At 62.5% G+C, this 15,720-nt stretch carries 16 protein-coding genes and 1 rRNA gene; 13 read left to right on the plus strand and 4 right to left on the minus strand.

Annotated features, from left to right (window positions below):
- The first annotated feature begins 185 nt into the window (after positions 1 to 185).
- From rpsK to VGG89_12010, 11 genes are all read left to right on the plus strand, one after another.
- Complete coding sequence (gene rpsK / locus VGG89_11960; protein HEY1977259.1) at positions 186 to 581, plus strand: 30S ribosomal protein S11; 396 nt, start codon at positions 186 to 188, stop codon at positions 579 to 581.
- Positions 582 to 601: 20 nt separating this feature from the next.
- Entirely contained in the window at positions 602 to 1,258 is a 657-nt protein-coding gene (rpsD, locus tag VGG89_11965; GenBank protein ID HEY1977260.1) for a 30S ribosomal protein S4, read from the plus strand.
- 93 nt (positions 1,259 to 1,351) lie between these two features.
- Positions 1,352 to 2,278, plus strand: a complete 927-nt coding sequence (locus tag VGG89_11970) for a DNA-directed RNA polymerase subunit alpha (protein ID HEY1977261.1) — start codon at positions 1,352 to 1,354, stop codon at positions 2,276 to 2,278.
- Between the two features lie 12 nt (positions 2,279 to 2,290).
- Positions 2,291 to 2,644: a 50S ribosomal protein L17 gene (gene rplQ, locus VGG89_11975; GenBank protein ID HEY1977262.1), complete on the plus strand. Its 354-nt coding sequence runs from the start codon at positions 2,291 to 2,293 to the stop codon at positions 2,642 to 2,644.
- Entirely contained in the window at positions 2,634 to 3,659 is a 1,026-nt protein-coding gene (gene trpD / locus VGG89_11980; protein HEY1977263.1) for an anthranilate phosphoribosyltransferase, read from the plus strand. Before rplQ ends, trpD begins: the two co-directional genes overlap by 11 nt.
- Positions 3,652 to 4,464 (plus strand): indole-3-glycerol phosphate synthase TrpC, encoded by an 813-nt coding sequence (gene trpC, locus VGG89_11985; protein ID HEY1977264.1) that lies wholly within the window; start codon positions 3,652 to 3,654, stop codon positions 4,462 to 4,464. Before trpD ends, trpC begins: the two co-directional genes overlap by 8 nt.
- Positions 4,445 to 5,110, plus strand: coding sequence for a phosphoribosylanthranilate isomerase (locus VGG89_11990; protein HEY1977265.1), 666 nt, complete (start codon positions 4,445 to 4,447; stop codon positions 5,108 to 5,110). The genes trpC and VGG89_11990 overlap by 20 nt, the downstream gene beginning before the upstream one ends.
- Positions 5,100 to 6,278: a tryptophan synthase subunit beta gene (gene trpB / locus VGG89_11995; protein HEY1977266.1), complete on the plus strand. Its 1,179-nt coding sequence runs from the start codon at positions 5,100 to 5,102 to the stop codon at positions 6,276 to 6,278. Before VGG89_11990 ends, trpB begins: the two co-directional genes overlap by 11 nt.
- The gene (trpA, locus tag VGG89_12000) at positions 6,271 to 7,080 is read left to right on the plus strand and encodes a tryptophan synthase subunit alpha (protein ID HEY1977267.1); all 810 of its coding nucleotides are present in this window, start codon (positions 6,271 to 6,273) and stop codon (positions 7,078 to 7,080) included. The genes trpB and trpA overlap by 8 nt, the downstream gene beginning before the upstream one ends.
- On the plus strand, positions 7,064 to 7,687 hold the full coding sequence (locus tag VGG89_12005; GenBank protein ID HEY1977268.1) for a TlpA disulfide reductase family protein: 624 nt from the start codon (positions 7,064 to 7,066) through the stop codon (positions 7,685 to 7,687). The genes trpA and VGG89_12005 overlap by 17 nt, the downstream gene beginning before the upstream one ends.
- Before the next feature lie 80 nt (positions 7,688 to 7,767).
- Positions 7,768 to 9,621, plus strand: coding sequence for a peptide-N4-asparagine amidase (locus tag VGG89_12010; protein ID HEY1977269.1), 1,854 nt, complete (start codon positions 7,768 to 7,770; stop codon positions 9,619 to 9,621).
- Here the strand turns inward: VGG89_12010 and VGG89_12015 are convergent.
- Together VGG89_12015 and lhgO are read right to left on the minus strand one after the other, a co-directional pair.
- Positions 9,618 to 10,019 carry a hypothetical protein gene (locus VGG89_12015; GenBank protein ID HEY1977270.1) on the minus strand — a complete coding sequence of 134 codons (402 nt, stop codon included), beginning with the start codon at positions 10,017 to 10,019 and terminating at the stop codon, positions 9,618 to 9,620. The two genes, VGG89_12010 and VGG89_12015, sit on opposite strands and share 4 nt — an antisense overlap.
- Complete coding sequence (gene lhgO / locus VGG89_12020; protein ID HEY1977271.1) at positions 10,012 to 11,235, minus strand: L-2-hydroxyglutarate oxidase; 1,224 nt, start codon at positions 11,233 to 11,235, stop codon at positions 10,012 to 10,014. Before lhgO ends, VGG89_12015 begins: the two co-directional genes overlap by 8 nt.
- A gap of 73 nt (positions 11,236 to 11,308) precedes the next feature.
- Between lhgO and pruA the strand changes: the two genes are divergently transcribed.
- Positions 11,309 to 12,874, plus strand: a complete 1,566-nt coding sequence (gene pruA / locus VGG89_12025) for an L-glutamate gamma-semialdehyde dehydrogenase (GenBank protein ID HEY1977272.1) — start codon at positions 11,309 to 11,311, stop codon at positions 12,872 to 12,874.
- A gap of 5 nt (positions 12,875 to 12,879) precedes the next feature.
- Here pruA and VGG89_12030 read toward each other — a convergent pair whose 3' ends face one another.
- The gene (locus tag VGG89_12030; protein ID HEY1977273.1) at positions 12,880 to 13,929 is read right to left on the minus strand and encodes a hypothetical protein; all 1,050 of its coding nucleotides are present in this window, start codon (positions 13,927 to 13,929) and stop codon (positions 12,880 to 12,882) included.
- Between the two features lie 52 nt (positions 13,930 to 13,981).
- On the minus strand, positions 13,982 to 14,659 hold the full coding sequence (locus VGG89_12035; GenBank protein HEY1977274.1) for a hypothetical protein: 678 nt from the start codon (positions 14,657 to 14,659) through the stop codon (positions 13,982 to 13,984).
- 538 nt (positions 14,660 to 15,197) lie between these two features.
- Between VGG89_12035 and VGG89_12040 the strand changes: the two genes are divergently transcribed.
- Positions 15,198 to 15,720 (plus strand): 16S ribosomal RNA (locus VGG89_12040); the annotation flags it as partial.

Consider the following 15,720-nt stretch of genomic DNA (forward strand, 5'->3'; position numbering starts at 1 on the left):
CGGTAAGATACCTTCTTGGCGCCCTTCACTCTCTCGGGTGCCATCGCGGCTAATTGATCCGCCCGGGGACGCAATCGCCGAGCGTTCTATGGCAGAGATCCCGTTGAGGGGTCGAGGCGACGACACCCCGTCGTTTTACGGGGCAGGAAAAACCCCCACGCGAGAGCGCGGGCACTGGAGATACATTGGCTGCTAAGAAGCAAACCAAATCGCGCAAAAAGCGCGAGGTTAAAAACGTCCAATCGGGCGTGTGTCACGTTCACGCTTCTTTTAACAACACCATCGTGACGATCAGCGATCCGCACGGCAACGTCGTGTCGTGGGCGTCCGCCGGTAATCTCGGCTTCAAGGGCTCCAAGAAGTCGACCCCGTTTGCCGCGCAGATGGCAGCCGAAGCCGCCGCGCGTAAAGCGATGGAGCACGGCATGAAGTCGACGGAAGTAATGGTCAAGGGTCCCGGTGCCGGACGCGAAGCGGCGATTCGCTCGCTGCAAGCCGCCGGCCTCGAAATCACGATGATCAAGGACGTCACCCCGATTCCGCACAACGGCTGCCGCCCGCCCAAGCGCCGCCGCGTTTAGTAAGAGAGAGTACATAGCAGATGTCGCGTTACATTGGTCCCGTCTGCCGTCTCTGCCGTCGTGAAACGGCAGCCAGCAAAACGGGCGAAAAGATCAAGCTCTTCCTCAAAGGCGACCGGTGCCTGTCGAAAAAGTGCGCCGTCGAACGCCGGGGAACCGCGCCGGGTCAGAAGACCGCCGGTAAGTCCCGCACGAAGATTTCGGAGTACGGCCGACAGCTTCGCGAGAAGCAGAAGATGCGCCGCTACTACGGCGTGCACGAAACGCAGTTCGAGAACTACTTCCGCGAGGCCGCGCGCGTACCGGGTCAGACCGGCCGCACGTTCTTGTCGCTGCTCGAGCGCCGCCTCGACAACGTCATCTATCGCATGAACCTGTCGATGAGCCGCGCGCAGGCGCGACAACTCGTCACGCACCGCCACTTCCGCGTCAACGGCCGGATCGTCAACGTTCCGTCGTACATCGTCAAGCCCGGCGACGTCATCTCGATCGGCGAGCGCAGCCTCAAGTCGCCCGTGTTCGGGAGCAATCTCGAGCTGGCCGCCGGACGCCGGCCGCCCGAGTGGCTGGACTGGAGCGAGCAGGAGAAGACCGGTAAAGTTTTACAGCTGCCGTCGCGCGAGCAAATCGATACCCCGGTAGACGAGCAACTCATCGTCGAGTATTACTCTCGATAAACTCCACCCATCACCGCCGCTAGGCGTACGATCGCTCGTCATGGGATGACGAACGGATAACGTAAGCGGCAACAAAGGACCAGAAACCACACCATGACCATGTTGGAAACGCCTGCGGGCGCAACCATTGAAGTTCGCGAGCGCCGCGACAACTACGCCAAGTTCGTGATCGAGCCGCTCGAGCGCGGTTTCGGCATCACGCTCGGCAACGCGCTGCGCCGCATCCTGCTCAGCTCGATTCCCGGTGCGGCCGTCACGTACATGAAGATCGACGGCGTGCTGCACGAGTTCTCGACGATCCCCGGAATGGTCGAAGACACGATCGCGCTGATGCTCAACCTCAAGGGTCTGCCGGTGAAGCTCAACACCGACGAACCCAAAGTGCTCTCGCTTTCGGTTTCGGGTGCTCGCGACGTGACCGCCGCCGAGATCACGCCGGATGCCGACGTCGAGATTCTCGACCCGAGCTACCGGTTGGCGACGCTCTCCGCGAAGGACGCACGTCTTTCGATGGAGATCGGCGTTGAGAAGGGCCGCGGCTACGTGATGGCCGACCGCCAGCGCAACGTCGAGCACATGATCGGACTCATTCCGCTCGACTCGATCTTCTCGCCGATTCGCAAGGTGAACTTCACCGTCGACGACACGCGCGTCGGACAGAGCGTCGACTTCGATCGCCTCACGGTCGAAATCGAGACGAATGGATCGATCACCCCCGACGAAGCGCTCTCCACTGCCGCTGCGATCATGCAGGAACAGCTCGACCTCTTCGTTTCGTTCACGAACCGCGCCGAGCCGCTGCCGGAAGCTCCGCCCAACGAGTGGGACATCCCGGTAGAGACGCTCAACCTTTCGGTTCGCTCGTTCAACTGCCTCAAGCGTGCCGGCATCTCGAAGGTCTCGGAGCTGCTCGATCTCACCGAAGACGAGATCATGAAGATGCGTAACTTCGGTAAGAAGTCGCTGGACGAAATCAAACAAGTGCTCGCAGAGAGGGGGCTCTCGCTGCGTCAACCGTAGCGCGAGAAACACATGCCGCATCAGATCGCGTACAAACGTCTGTCGCGCACCGACGGTCACCGACGGGCGCTGCTTCGCAACCTCGCGACCTCGTTCTTCAAGCACGAAAAAATGGAGACGACCTCGACCAAGGCTAAGGAGATCAGCAAGGTCGCCGAACGTCTCATTACGACGGCGATGGCGGGTGACTTGAACGCTCGCCGTCAGTTGGCGGAGTTCATCACCGAGCCGGCCGTCGTGAAGAAGCTCGTCGAGCAGATCGCTCCGGCGCTCAAAGGGCGCAACGGTGGATTCACGCGCATCACGAAAACGCGCGTCCGCCACGGCGACGCCGCGGAGTTATCGCTCATCGAACTTGTTAAATAACAAAGACTACGCCAGTCAACTGCGGCGGCTCATCGCGGGAGAAGACCTCTCGTCAGATGAGGCCGCCGCTTTTATTGGTGCGGTCATGGACGGCGAGTACACGGCGGCGCAATCCGCCGGATTGCTCGTCGCGCTCGCCGTTAAAGGCGAGACGTCGGGAGAAATTGCCGGCGCCGCACGCGCGATGCGCGATCGCAGCGTCAAGGTAGAGCACGGACTGCCGATGGTCGTCGACGTCGTCGGAACCGGCGGCGACGGTGCCAATACCGTCAACATCTCAACGATGGCCGCACTGGTCGTCGCGGCTGCGGGCGTCCCGGTCGCCAAGCACGGAAATCGTGCCGCGTCGAGCGCGTGCGGAAGCGCCGACGTGCTGGAGGCTGCGGGATTGCCGATCGACATCGCGCCGGAAACGGCGGCGGCGATGCTGCGCGAAGCCGGATTCACGTTCATGTTCGCACCGCGCTACCACCCGGCGATGCGCAACGTCGGACCGATTCGCCGCGAACTCGGCGTGCGCACGATCTTCAACGTCTTGGGTCCGCTGACCAATCCGGCGCGAGCGACCCATCAGCTGGTCGGCGTCGCTCGGCCTTCGCTGCTCGAGGTCGTAGGGCAGGTTCTGCACGCGCTCGGCGTAACCGCCGGCGCCGTCGTCCACGGCGCGGACGGCGTGGATGAGGTCGGCGGCGATGGGCCGACGCACGTTTACTCGTTCGGCAGCGGCGGCAACCATTCGTGGGTGCTCGAACCCGGATCTTTTGGCGTCAAGGTCCCGCTCGAGCAGATCGTCGGCAGTTCGCTCGACGAGTGCCGCCGGGCATTCTTCGAGGTCCTCGGCGGAGAGCGGACGCCGGCGGCGAAGGTCGTCGCTCTTAATGCCGCCGTGGTCCTGTACGCGATAGGTACGTACTCTAAGCTCGAGGAGGCCCTCGAGCGCGCCGAAGCGATTCTGCGCGACGGCGCCGCATTGCGCACGTTCGAACGTGCAAAGGAGCTGGCATCTCGTGGCTGACACGCTGCAAAAGATTTACGCTGCCAAGGCGGTACAGCTGGCCGAAGAGGAAGCGAACGAGCCTTACGAGTTCGTTCGCGAGCGCGCCTTGGCGCGCAAGGCGCAGCGCCGGCACTTTGTTCGAGCGCTGCGCGCCGCGGGCGGCGCCGCCTTCATTGCCGAGATCAAGCGCGCGTCACCGTCGGCCGGACTCATCGCGCGCAACTTCGATCCGCCGGCGATCGGCCGCGTCTACGAGTCGGCCGGCGTCGACGCGATCAGCGTGTTAACCGAGCGCGATCACTTTCTCGGCGAGTTGAGTTATCTCGACGAAGTCCGCGAGGCCACGACGCGTCCGCTGCTGCGAAAAGACTTTTTGTGGACGCGTTACCAAGTTGCGCAATCGGCCGCGTACGGCGCCGACTGCATCCTGCTCATCGTCGGCGGCATGGATCGCGCTGCGTTGATCGAGTGTATGGACGAGGCGCGGCAATACGACTTGGACGTGCTCGTCGAAGTGCACGACGAAGACGACTTGAAGCTGGCGTTGGCGGTCGGAGCAACGCTCGTCGGCGTTAACAACCGGAGCTTGCGCACGCTCGTAACGGATCTCGCGGTCAGCGTCCACCTGCTCCCGAGCGTTCCGGATACCGTTTTTGCGATCAGCGAAAGCGGGATGCGCGACGCGGGTGACATCGCTCGTTTGCATGCGGCCGGAGCGCGCGGCTTCCTGGTCGGTGAGGCGCTCATGCGCGCCGACGATCCGGCAGCCCTCATCGGATCGCTGCGCCGAGGCGCCGTTGCGGATGCAGTCAGCGCACGTTGAAGACGTCCCCAAAGGACGAACGTGGATCAAGTTCTGCGGCTGCCGCACGTGGGCGGACGTTTCGAGCGCGATCGAAGCCGGCGCAGACGCCGTCGGCCTGATCTTCGCGTCGTCGCCGCGCCGCGTTGGCTGGGACGACGCGCGTGACATCGCGCGGCGGCTGCCTGCCGACGACGTCGAACCCGTCGGGGTGTTCGTCGATCCGTCGGCCGAGGAGATCAACGCCGCACGCATGCTCTTCCCGCGCATGTCGATTCAGCTCTCGGGCAACGAGACCGCCGAGTTCGTGCATCGCTACGGCGAGCGTGCGATCAAGGCGATTCACATCAACGGAAAACAAGATCCCGGCGATATCGCCGACGCGTGCCGACTGTACTGGCAAGCGCTGATCCTGTTCGACACGCGTTACGGCGATCTCGTCGGCGGAACGGGCCGCACGTTTGCGTGGGAAACCGTGGCCCCGATCGGGCGCGAACGCGCGGTCGTCGTTGCCGGCGGATTGACGCCTGAAAACGTCGGCGATTGCATTCGCGCATTGCGGCCGTTCGGCGTCGACGTGCGCACCGGCATCGAAACCAACGATCAAAAAGATCCCGAGAAGATGGCGGCGTTCGTACGCGCGGTCCGGGAGGCCGATGCTTCGTAGTACCCCCGACGCCCGCGGATACTTCGGGCCGTTCGGCGGCCGTTTCGTTCCCGAGGTCTTGATCGGCGCGCTTGAAGAGCTCGAACGTGAGATCGCGTCGGCGTTTGCCGATGCCGGGTTCTGGAAGGAGTACGCCGCGGCGCTGCGCGATTTCGTCGGCCGTCCGTCGCCCCTCTATCGAACCGAGCGCTACGCCGCAGGTGTTTCCGCCGTGCCTTTGCTGCTCAAGCGCGAAGATACCAATCATACCGGCGCCCACAAGATCAACAACACGATCGGTCAGGCGTTCCTGGCGCTGCGCATGGGCAAGAAACGGCTCATTGCGGAAACGGGGGCTGGGCAGCACGGTGTAGCGACCGCGACCGTCGGTGCGAAGTTCGGCCTTCCGGTCGACGTGTACATGGGCGCCGTCGACGTGGAACGCCAAGCGCTCAACGTCTTCATCATGCAGCTGCTCGGCGCGCGCGTCCATCCGGTAACGGGTGGAACGCAGACGCTCAAGGACGCGACGAACGAAGCGTTTCGCGTCTGGGCGGAGCGCGTCGACGACACGTTTTACGTCATCGGAAGCGTCGTCGGCGCGCATCCGTATCCGTACATGGTGCGCGAGTTTCAAAAGGTGATCGGGACCGAGGCACGCGCGCAATGCCTCGACCGCTACGGGCGGTTACCGAGCGATGTGATCGCTTGCGTCGGCGGCGGCAGCAACGCGATGGGCATCTTCAGCGGGTTCGTCGAGGATGCCGACGTGCGCTTGTGGGGCGTCGAAGCGGCGGGCGACGGCGTCGGGAGCGGACGAACGGCGGCATCGCTGGGCGCGGGAAGTGTCGGCGTGCTGCACGGCTCGCGCTCGTATCTGCTGCAAAACGACGAAGGCCAAGTGAGCGAAACGCACTCGGTCAGCGCGGGACTCGACTATCCGGGCGTCGGCCCCGAGCACGCGCATCTCAAGGAAAGCGGACGCGCGACTTACGTCAGCGTTACCGACGCCGAAGCGCTCGAGGCGTTCTACGCCTTTGCGCGCGATGAGGGCATCATCCCGGCGCTGGAAAGCGCGCACGCGTTGGCGTTCGCGCGCAAGCTGGCCGCAGAGCGCGACGCGAACGATCTCGTCCTGGTCTGCTTGAGCGGACGCGGCGACAAAGACATCGCTCAGCTCCGTGTTTGACGCCGTATTTACGCGCGGCTCGGCCGCGTTTATTCCGTACGTCATGGCGGGCGATCCCGATCTCGAGACGACGTCGCTGATACTCGACGCGCTGCGCGATGCCGGCGCCGCACTGATCGAGCTCGGCATTCCTTACGGCGATCCGCTGGCCGACGGGCCGACGATTGCTGCCGCCGGTCAGCGGGCGCTCGCGCGCGGAACGCGGATGGGCGACGCGTTCGAGCTCGTCGCGCGGGCGCAAGGCAACGGCTCGCCGCCGATCGTGCTGTTCACATACCTAAACCCGGTGCTGCAATACGGCCTCGAGCGCTTTGCCGCCGACGCGCGGCGCACCGGTGCCGCCGGCGCAATCGTTCCCGATGCGGCGTTGGAGGAGACCGGCGAGCTGCGCGCGGTTTTCGCGCGGCACGAGCTCGCGATGCCTTTGCTCGTCGCGCCTTCGACGTCACCTCAACGCGCGGCCCGCATCGCGGAGGCCTCCACCGGATTCGTTTACGTCGTGTCGCGGCTTGGCGTTACCGGTGCGAATCAGCAACGCAGTTTTGCGCCGGTGCGCGAGCAAATCGCAATGCTGCGCCGGTTGACCGGCAAACCGTTGGCGGTCGGCTTTGGCGTGAGCACCGCGAATCAGGTTCGCGAGATCGCCGCGATCGCCGACGGCGTCATCGTAGGAAGCGCCCTTATCGATGCGTACGCTTCGACGGGGGAGCGTGCCCAAAGCGCGGCGGAGGACGTGGCAGCGCTCGCTCGAACGCTCGTGGCGGCTACAGGAAGGACAGCTGCCGTTGATACCACGCGGTGACTTTTTACGTCTCGCGACGCTCGGCGCGTTAGGCACGAGCAACGGGCTCGCGAGTCCGCCGGCGTCGCCGGTACCGTCGGCGAGCCCCGACCCGTGGGACACGTGCGACGATACGGGTGCGCTACCGTGGGACCGGCCGTTGGGAATCAAGATGCGCGTGCTCGACGGTCCGGACTTCGATCTGACCAAGTATCGCGGCAAGGCCGTGATGATCAATGTCTTCGCAACCTGGTGCGGACCGTGCAACGCCGAAATGCCTCACATCGTGGAAGCGGCAAGCGACTTTGCGGCGCGCGGTTTTGAGGTGATCGGTATCGACGACCGGGAGCCCGACGACACGGTACGCGCGTTTCGCAAGAAGTTCGATATCGCATTTCCGATCGCCATGGATCCCAACGGCTTCCTCGTGCATTCGCTCGAGGAAGGCAATCAACGTGTCAGCGGGGCGCTGCCGTACACGTTCTTTATCGCGCCCAACGGATATCTGTACTGCATGCGACGCGGCCGCATGGGGCGCGACGAGCTGCGCTACCGCGTCACCCATTTTCTCGACGCGATTGCGGCGGCTGCTTCGGCACCGTCACCCTCACCAACACCCGTGCGGTAGCAATCTAGCGGCTGCCACGGTTCGTCCCATCGAAGGACGAACGCACCTCCATTCCGTCTTACTGAAACTGGAGGTGTTTTTTGGCAACGCATCGATCGGCCGCCGCGTTAGCGCTATTCGCACTTACCGCCATCGGGTTGAACGCGTGCACCGGCACGGGAACGAGCTCGAGCGCCGGTACGAGCGCCCTGCCGCACGCAGCGGCATCGGCCAGCGCCGTCACGGCCGCAGGAAAAAAGATTCTCGCGCGCGGCGTCACCAACGGCATGGCTCGCCTTGCGAAGACGCACGAGCTGCGTGCGCTCTCGCGCCGGCACAAGGGCCCCAACGATTACACGCAGCCGTCGAATACGACGACTGCCGATGCGCCGGTACCGCGCCCCAACGAGACGCCGTGCACGGTAACGCTATTCTCGAACTTACAGTTCACGAACTTCACGTATCCGACGTTTTCCTACGCGCCGCCGTCGGCATGTCCGGGTCCGTGGGCGAAGGTGGTGTTCGAAGGCGACTTCAGCGTTAACGCCGGACGGCAGTTCGACCGCACCGGCTCGATCTGGATCGCCGGAACCAACGTCTACTTCGGCACCACTGCCGAACCGTCGGCCAACCGCGGTCCGTCGTGGCACGTCGAGCGCGATGTTACCGACTTAAGCTCGATGCTGCGGGCGCCGTCGACGGGCGAGGTCGTGCTCGGCAATATCGTCGACAGTACATACACGGGCGTGATCACGGCGAGCGGCAAGCTGCAGTTCTACCCGGCCGGCGCGAGCAATCCGGCACCGGCCGTCGCCGACGACGTGTATCCGCTTTCGGGCGGCCCGCTCGGCGACAACCAATACATCACGTCGCAGAATCAGCCGCTGACGGGAACCTTCACCTTACCGCGCAACGTCGAGGCGGCGTATTTAGACGTGTATCTGCAGTCGCAAATCGGTGACGAGTTCTGGTACACGTGCTTTCCGGACGACTTGGCGTCGACGATTCCCAACTGCGGCAACACCGCCTTCCGCGAGGGCGACGTCGCGGTCGACGGGCGCCCGGCCGGCGTCGTGCCCGTCTATCCGTGGATCTACACCGGCGGTATCGACCCGTATCTGTGGCGGCCGATTCCGGGTGTCGAGACGCTCGAGTTCAAACCGTATCGCGTGAACCTCACGCCGTTTGCGGCGCTGCTCGACGACGGTAATCCGCACACGATCACGGTGAACGTCTTCAACAACGGAAACTACTTCGCGGCCAACGGAACGCTGCTGGTATATCTCGATCATGGAGCGTCCCAGGTGACCGGAGCGCTGGTCAGCGATGCGACCTCGCTCTATCCGTCCCCCACGGTGCACGAGAGCGTGTCGCCGAACGCTAAGGGGGTCTATAGCGGGACCGTTTCGGTCACGTCGTCGCACCCGGTCGCGATCGACGGCTACGTCGACACGTCGCACGGCCGCGTAGAGACGAAGGTGCAGCAGCAGATTTCGTTTAGCAACCTTCAGGTGATCAAGGCGACCACCGACGAGAGCCTCTTCGATCAGAAGATCAACCAAGGGACGACGATCGACTCCGTCACGACGACGTCGGGAGGAGGACTCGGGCAAAGGGTTTCCGAGCATAAGAGCTGGCCGCTGGCGCTGACGTACGACTTCGTTACCAATGCCGACGGCAGCTTGACGCAGTTCGTGACGCTGTCACAGGCAAAACACGAACGCGCGAACGGATCTTCGTCAACCGCGTATCTCGACGACGAAGTGAACTCCACGGACACGCTGAACTTCCCGGCGAGCGGCGGTGACTTTCCGTCGAACGGGTCGAGCACGCAAACGTACTCGGCCGGTGACAGCGGCGGATACTGCTACAGTAAGACGGTCGCCTCGAAGAACTACGTGATCACCACCAATAGCGGCGGCGTCTGCGGCCACGAGACGATTCGGCGCCGTTAGAGCAGAAAGAAGAGCGCGACGCCAACGACGGCGCCGATCGCTGCGATGACTTTGGGAGCGTCTTTGCGACCCAGCGAAGCCGCTCCCAATAGCCCCAGTCCGATCCCGACGACCCCGCTGCCCGGATAGACGTTGAGATAGAGCTGTTGGGCAAATGATGCCGGGCGAGTCGACGGTCCGACGTATGCGTGCGACAGCGCCGTCGCAATCAGCACGCCGAAGAACGCGACCGCAAAAATTTGCACCGGGGAACCCGGACGCGACAGCGCGAGCGTGAGCAGCACGATAACGGCCGCGGCGATAAGCACGTGGCCGATTTGTAACGGCTCACCGGCGAGTCCGACGCCCAGGAAGAACGCGGCGATGCCGACTGCGCGGACTTGCGTGAGCTTAGACAACTGCGGGGGTCGTTCCGAGTCCGAAGCGCTTGTCGGCGTCGTCGGCGATGAAGCGTCCGATCGCAAGCGACGACGTCGCGGCGGGTGACGGCGCGTTGCGCACGTGCACGACGCCTTCGTCGCCGTCGAAGACGAAGTCGTCGACCAGCGAGCCGTCGCTCATCATCGCTTGCGCGCGAACGCCGGACGGGCCCGCAAGCGTGTCGGCGACGGTCAGCTCGGGAATGTATCGCTGCAGCGCGCGCACGTAGGCGCCGCGCACGACGTCGCGATACATCTCGCCCATTCCGGTCGAGAGATACTTGCCGGCGAGTTTAATGAAGCCCGAATACGTCAGCGTCTCGAAGAGATCGCCCATATCGATCGTCGTAAAGCTGTAGCCTTCGCGTGCGAACGCGAGCACGGCGTTGGGACCCAGCCAGATGTCGCCGTTCATGCGCGGCGTAAAGTGGACGCCGAGAAACGGGAAGCTGGGATCGGGCACGGGGTAGATGTTACCCTTGACGAGATAGCGCTTCTCCGGCTTGAGAATCAAATAGTCGCCGCGGAACGGAACGATCTTCGGGTCGCCTTGCCCACCGGTCATCTTCGCCAAGCGGTCGGAATGCAGACCGCCGCACGTGATGACATACTTGGCTTCGACGTCGCCTTTAGCGCTGCGAACGACCGATGTGGGCGACTTTCGGTCGATTCCGGTGACCTCGTGGCCGGTCTCGATGGTGCCGCCGGCCTCGCGAACGTCGTCGGCATAGCTGCGCGCGACCACGCCGTAATCGACGATGCCGGTGACCGGCGAGTTGATCGCTTTGATGCCGCGGCAATGCGGCTCGCGTTCCAGGATTGCGGCCGCGTCGATGAGCTCGAGATTGTCGATGCCGTTGGCTAGACCGCGCTGGTAGAGGTCGTCGAGGAGCGGAAGTTCGCGTTCCTCGGTCGCGACGATGAGCTTGCCGACGTTCTTATACGGAATCCGTTTGGCGTCGCAGTACTCCCACAAGGCCTTGCGGCCTTCGACGCAGAGCTTCGCCTTGAGCGACCCGGGCTTATAGTAGATGCCGGAGTGGATGACGCCGCTATTGTGACCGGTCTGCTGCGAGGCCAGTGTGTCGTCTTTCTCTAGGATAGCCAGCTTGAGGTGGGGATGGCGCGCGAGGAGCTCCCGGCCGGTCGCCAGCCCGACGATTCCGCCGCCGACGATCGCGATGTCGTACGTCATACGGCGTGATTCTCCCATCGGTGCGACGGGCCCGCTAGGCCTTAGGTCGGCCGCCTCGTATACTGATTAGGCTATGACGACCACCCTCGAGCGCGTTGCGCCCTTCAAGAACGAAATCGTAAAGAACTTCCAGGATCCGGCGGACGCCGCGGCCATGCAGGCGGCCCTGACCGAGGTCCGCGAGACCTTCGGTACCCACTATCCGCTCGTGATCGACGGCAAGAAGATCGAGACCGAGAAGAAGATCCAGTCTCTCAATCCCGCCGATCCATCGCAAGTCGTCGGACTAACGAGCTCGGCTTCCAAAGAGCAGGCCAACGCCGCGGTCGAAGCGGCCGCACGCGCGTTCGAATCGTGGAAGCGCCTCACGCTTGCGCAGCGAGCCGAGTATATCTTCAAGGCCGCCGCACTGCTCAAGGAGCGGCGCTTCAAGTACGACGCTCTCCTCACGCTCGAGGTCGGCAAGAGCTGGCCCGAAGCCGACGGCGACATCGCCGAGGCGATCGATTTTCTCGAGTTCTACGCGCGCGAAGCGCTGCGTTACGGCGAACCGCATCCGATCGTGCCGATCGACGGCGAGCGCAACGAGATGATTTACATTCCGCTCGGCGTCGGAGCCGTGATTCCGCCGTGGAACTTCGCCGGCGCGATTATGATGGGCATGACGGCGGCAGCGATCGTTACGGGCAACACCGTCGTTTTGAAGCCTTCGAGCGATTCGGCCATCATTGCGGCCTGGTTCGTCGATCTGCTGGCAGAGGCCGGTGTGCCCGACGGGGTCGTCAACTTCGTTCCCGGATCGGGCAGCGTCATCGGCGACTTGATCGTCTCGCACCCGCACATTCGCTTCATCTCGTTCACGGGATCGAAGGAAGTCGGCTTGCACATCAACGAGCTCGCGGCCAAACCGCAGCCGGGACAGAAGTGGATCAAGCGCGTGGTCGCCGAGATGGGTGGTAAGGACTCGATCGTCGTCGCAGCCGACGCCGATGTCGACGCGGCGGTCGAAGGCGTGGCCGTCTCCGCGTTCGGATTCCAAGGTCAGAAGTGCTCCGCGTGTTCGCGCGCGATCGTCGACGCGCAGATCTACGACGAGTTCGTCGAGAAGCTCAAACATCGCGTCGCGAAAATCACCGTCGGCGACCCGAGCGATCCGAAGAACTACATGGGTCCGGTCGTCAACGAAGGCGCGCTCAAGTCGATCTCGGCCTACATCGAGAAGGGCGCCAAGGAAGGCCGGCTCATTTCCGGCGGCAAGCGCGTCGGCAGCACGGGGTTCTTCCTCGAGCCGACCGTCATTGCCGACGTCGCACCCGACGCCACGATCGCGCAAGAAGAAATCTTCGGTCCGGTCTTAGCGATCATCAAAGCCAAAGATTTCGACGACGCGATGCAGATCGCGAACAACACGGAGTTCGGACTGACCGGTTCGCTCTACAGCAAAGACGAGAAGAAGATCGAGCGCGCGCGTGAGGAGTTCTTCGTGGGCAACCTCTACTTCAATCGCAAGAGCACCGGCGCGATGGTCGGCGCGCACCCGTTCGGCGGCTTCAACATGTCGGGCACCGACAGTAAAGCCGGCGGCCGCGACTATCTGCTGCTCTTCATGCAGGCAAAGACGATTTCAAGAAAAGTGTAGCGCCTTTACGTCCCGATGTGAGCTAAGAAATACGGGTGCGCCGTATTGGGATCTCGTCCCACCACCCAGAGGGGACCCTTCGGGCCGGTAGTGATGAGATCCAATACGGCGTACATCGCGTTCTGGATCGTGTAGTAGGTCGTCGCTCCCGACGTCGAAATGGAACCCACCGCAGCCGGAGATGCCTGATCGAGGAACCAGAATTCACCGTTCGGCCCTAAGCACAGGGTGCTTGGATGGTGGGAACCGCCGATGGTGTAATGCGCGAATTTACCGTCGGGGGTCACCTTCGTAATCCACGATCCGGATGCGTTTTCGTACTGCTGTTGCAGAAGCCAGACGTTGCCGTCGGGCCCCGCGACGATTTGGCGCGGCATATAGCCACGGCTGATTCCCGGTGGTTTAAACAGCGTCGTTTTACCGTGGACCGTCATGCGCGCGATGTAGTGGTAGTCGGAAATCCAAAGATTGCCGTCAGGGCCGGCGGTAATGTAGGACAGGTTAGAAAAGCCGCCTTTTCGAGGGACCCTATAGATTGCGACGCGGCCCTTTTTCGTAAAGACGTGGACTTCGGTGCTGTTGGCTTCGGCTACGTAAATTCGCTCGTCTTTACCGGCCGCTATTCCTGACGGACTCTCGAGTTGGCAAACCACGTCGGGCAGCATCGTGATAGTGCCGTTTACGACGTACCCTACTCCGCTATCGCAAGGGCCGCCCCCCCCGCCAAAAGTAAACCAGATCGTTCCTTGGCGGTCTTGCGTGATGTCGATAGCAGTAGCGATTGCGCCGCTCGGGCTATGCAGCCGCCACGAACGCGTGCCGTTCTTGCCGATTTGAACGAGGTACGGCTTCCCCGACGCAGACCATATCGATCCATCTCGGGCCATATATACCGCTGAAGGTTCGTACGAAAGTTTTTTGAGCGGTGAGAGCGTAGCTTTTGCGTGCGGCACGATGCTATTGGGCGCAAAGAGCGCCGGCACCGCCCGCGAGTTCCACGCACATCCGCTAAAAATCGAAATAGCGAGAAATGCAAGGAGTAAACCTCGTTTCATTCGCCGTGCATTCGTTGCGCTAAACAACCTCTCTTGCTTTCGGTTACGCGGATCAGTGGATATCGAAGTGCTCGACTTCTTTGGGAAAGTCGAGCAGATACTGTTCGTCCTCGGGATAGTACTGCGCGCGTTCGACGGGTTCGCCGGCAAACCGCACGATCGCGTCGCGCGATTCCCAGAACGATAGCGTCATCACGTCGTCGTGATCGTCGTGCGAGCGGGTGAGGATCCACGCGCCGAGATTGCCGTCGGTGCTGCGATAGTCCGTAATGCCCGTGGTGTTGATGTAGCGGCGGTAGGCGCGGACCTTTCCCGGCCGCACCCGGCTGCGCCAGATGCGCGCGATGCGCGGAGCTGCAGGAACGGCAAGGTCGACGACGATTTCGTATTTGTTACCGTCGGGGTCCTCGAAGAAGACGGCGTAGTAGTCGTCGCCGTACTCGGGGTTGAGCGAGGGACCTTCGATCCCGAGTGCCCCGCTCGATCTCAGGATCTCCCCGGCCTGGTCCACCAGCTCGCGGCTCGTAACCGAGAAGGCCAGCCGCATGGTCCCGCCCGCTTGCTCGTCGAGGATGAAGCCGATCCGCGGCCGCCCCCCGCTCGAGGTCTCGTAGCCGACGAAATCGTCATCGCGGACCCGGCATCGATAGCCGATCGTCTCGCCCAAGGCGTCGAAGAGAGTCCGGACCGGCTCGAGCCGGCGCACGTGAACGTCGACGTGGTGAAGCATTCGGGTCTCCCCGCCCTCTTGGGCGCGCTATAAAGGTAGGCAAACGTCGCAACCAAACGGCGGTAGCCTGGGTTTCAGCAGGTAAGGCCGCCCTTGCGGGCCGCTTGCCTGCCGACCTTCGTCTGAGCGCGGAAAATACTTTGCATGTTTCCTTGACACGCTCATAGGGCGGCGATAAGATAGCCTTCGTGCCCCAAGCCGGACCCGTGTCCACAAGGGGCAAATCTCCTAGCGGCGAAGCCGCTGGATTCCCGAGTGCCGGGCACAAAACGCGATCCTTTGGGATTCGCGTGGGAGGCCTGGCCGCTTAGGTTCGCTCCTTGAAAACTGAACAGTGCAGCAGCGCATAAGTCTGTGGGTCTCCGACGTCTAAGACAACGTCAAAACTGGCAATGTCTTTGAGTCGCGAGAACGTACATTTTTGCTCGCTATAAAGTAATCGGCTCCACCGTTTACGGATGAGTGAATCGTATCGCAAACGATTTTGAATGAGCATGCGAAATTTGAGAGCCACTTTTCAAAGTGCTCCATAAACTTTTTTATGGAGAGTTTGATCCTGGCTCAGGACTAACGCTGGCGGCGTGCCTAACACATGCAAGTCGAACGAGGTAGCAATACCTAGTGGCAGACGGGTGAGTAACACGTAGTCAACCTGCCTTTTAGTGGGGGATAACTAGCCGAAAGGTTAGCTAATACCGCATACGATCGTCGAGTGGCATCACATGACGATGAAAGAAGCAATTCGCTAAAAGAGGGGACTGCGTCCCATTAGTTAGTTGGTGGGGTAATGGCCTACCAAGACTCCGATGGGTAGCTGGCTTGAGAGAGCGACCAGCCACACTGGAACTGAGACACGGTCCAGACTCCTACGGGAGGCAGCAGTGAGGAATTTTCCGCAATGGGGGAAACCCTGACGGAGCGACGCCGCGTGTGGGAAGAAGGCCTTCGGGTCGTAAACCACTGTCGAAGGGGACGATATTGACGGTACCCTTGGAGGAAGCCCCGGCTAACTACGTGCCAGCAGCCGCGGTAAGACGTAGGGGGCAAGCGTTGTCCGGAAT

This window comes from Candidatus Baltobacteraceae bacterium, assembly GCA_036488875.1.
In the GTDB taxonomy this organism is placed as follows: Bacteria; Vulcanimicrobiota; Vulcanimicrobiia; order Vulcanimicrobiales; family Vulcanimicrobiaceae; genus JAFAHZ01.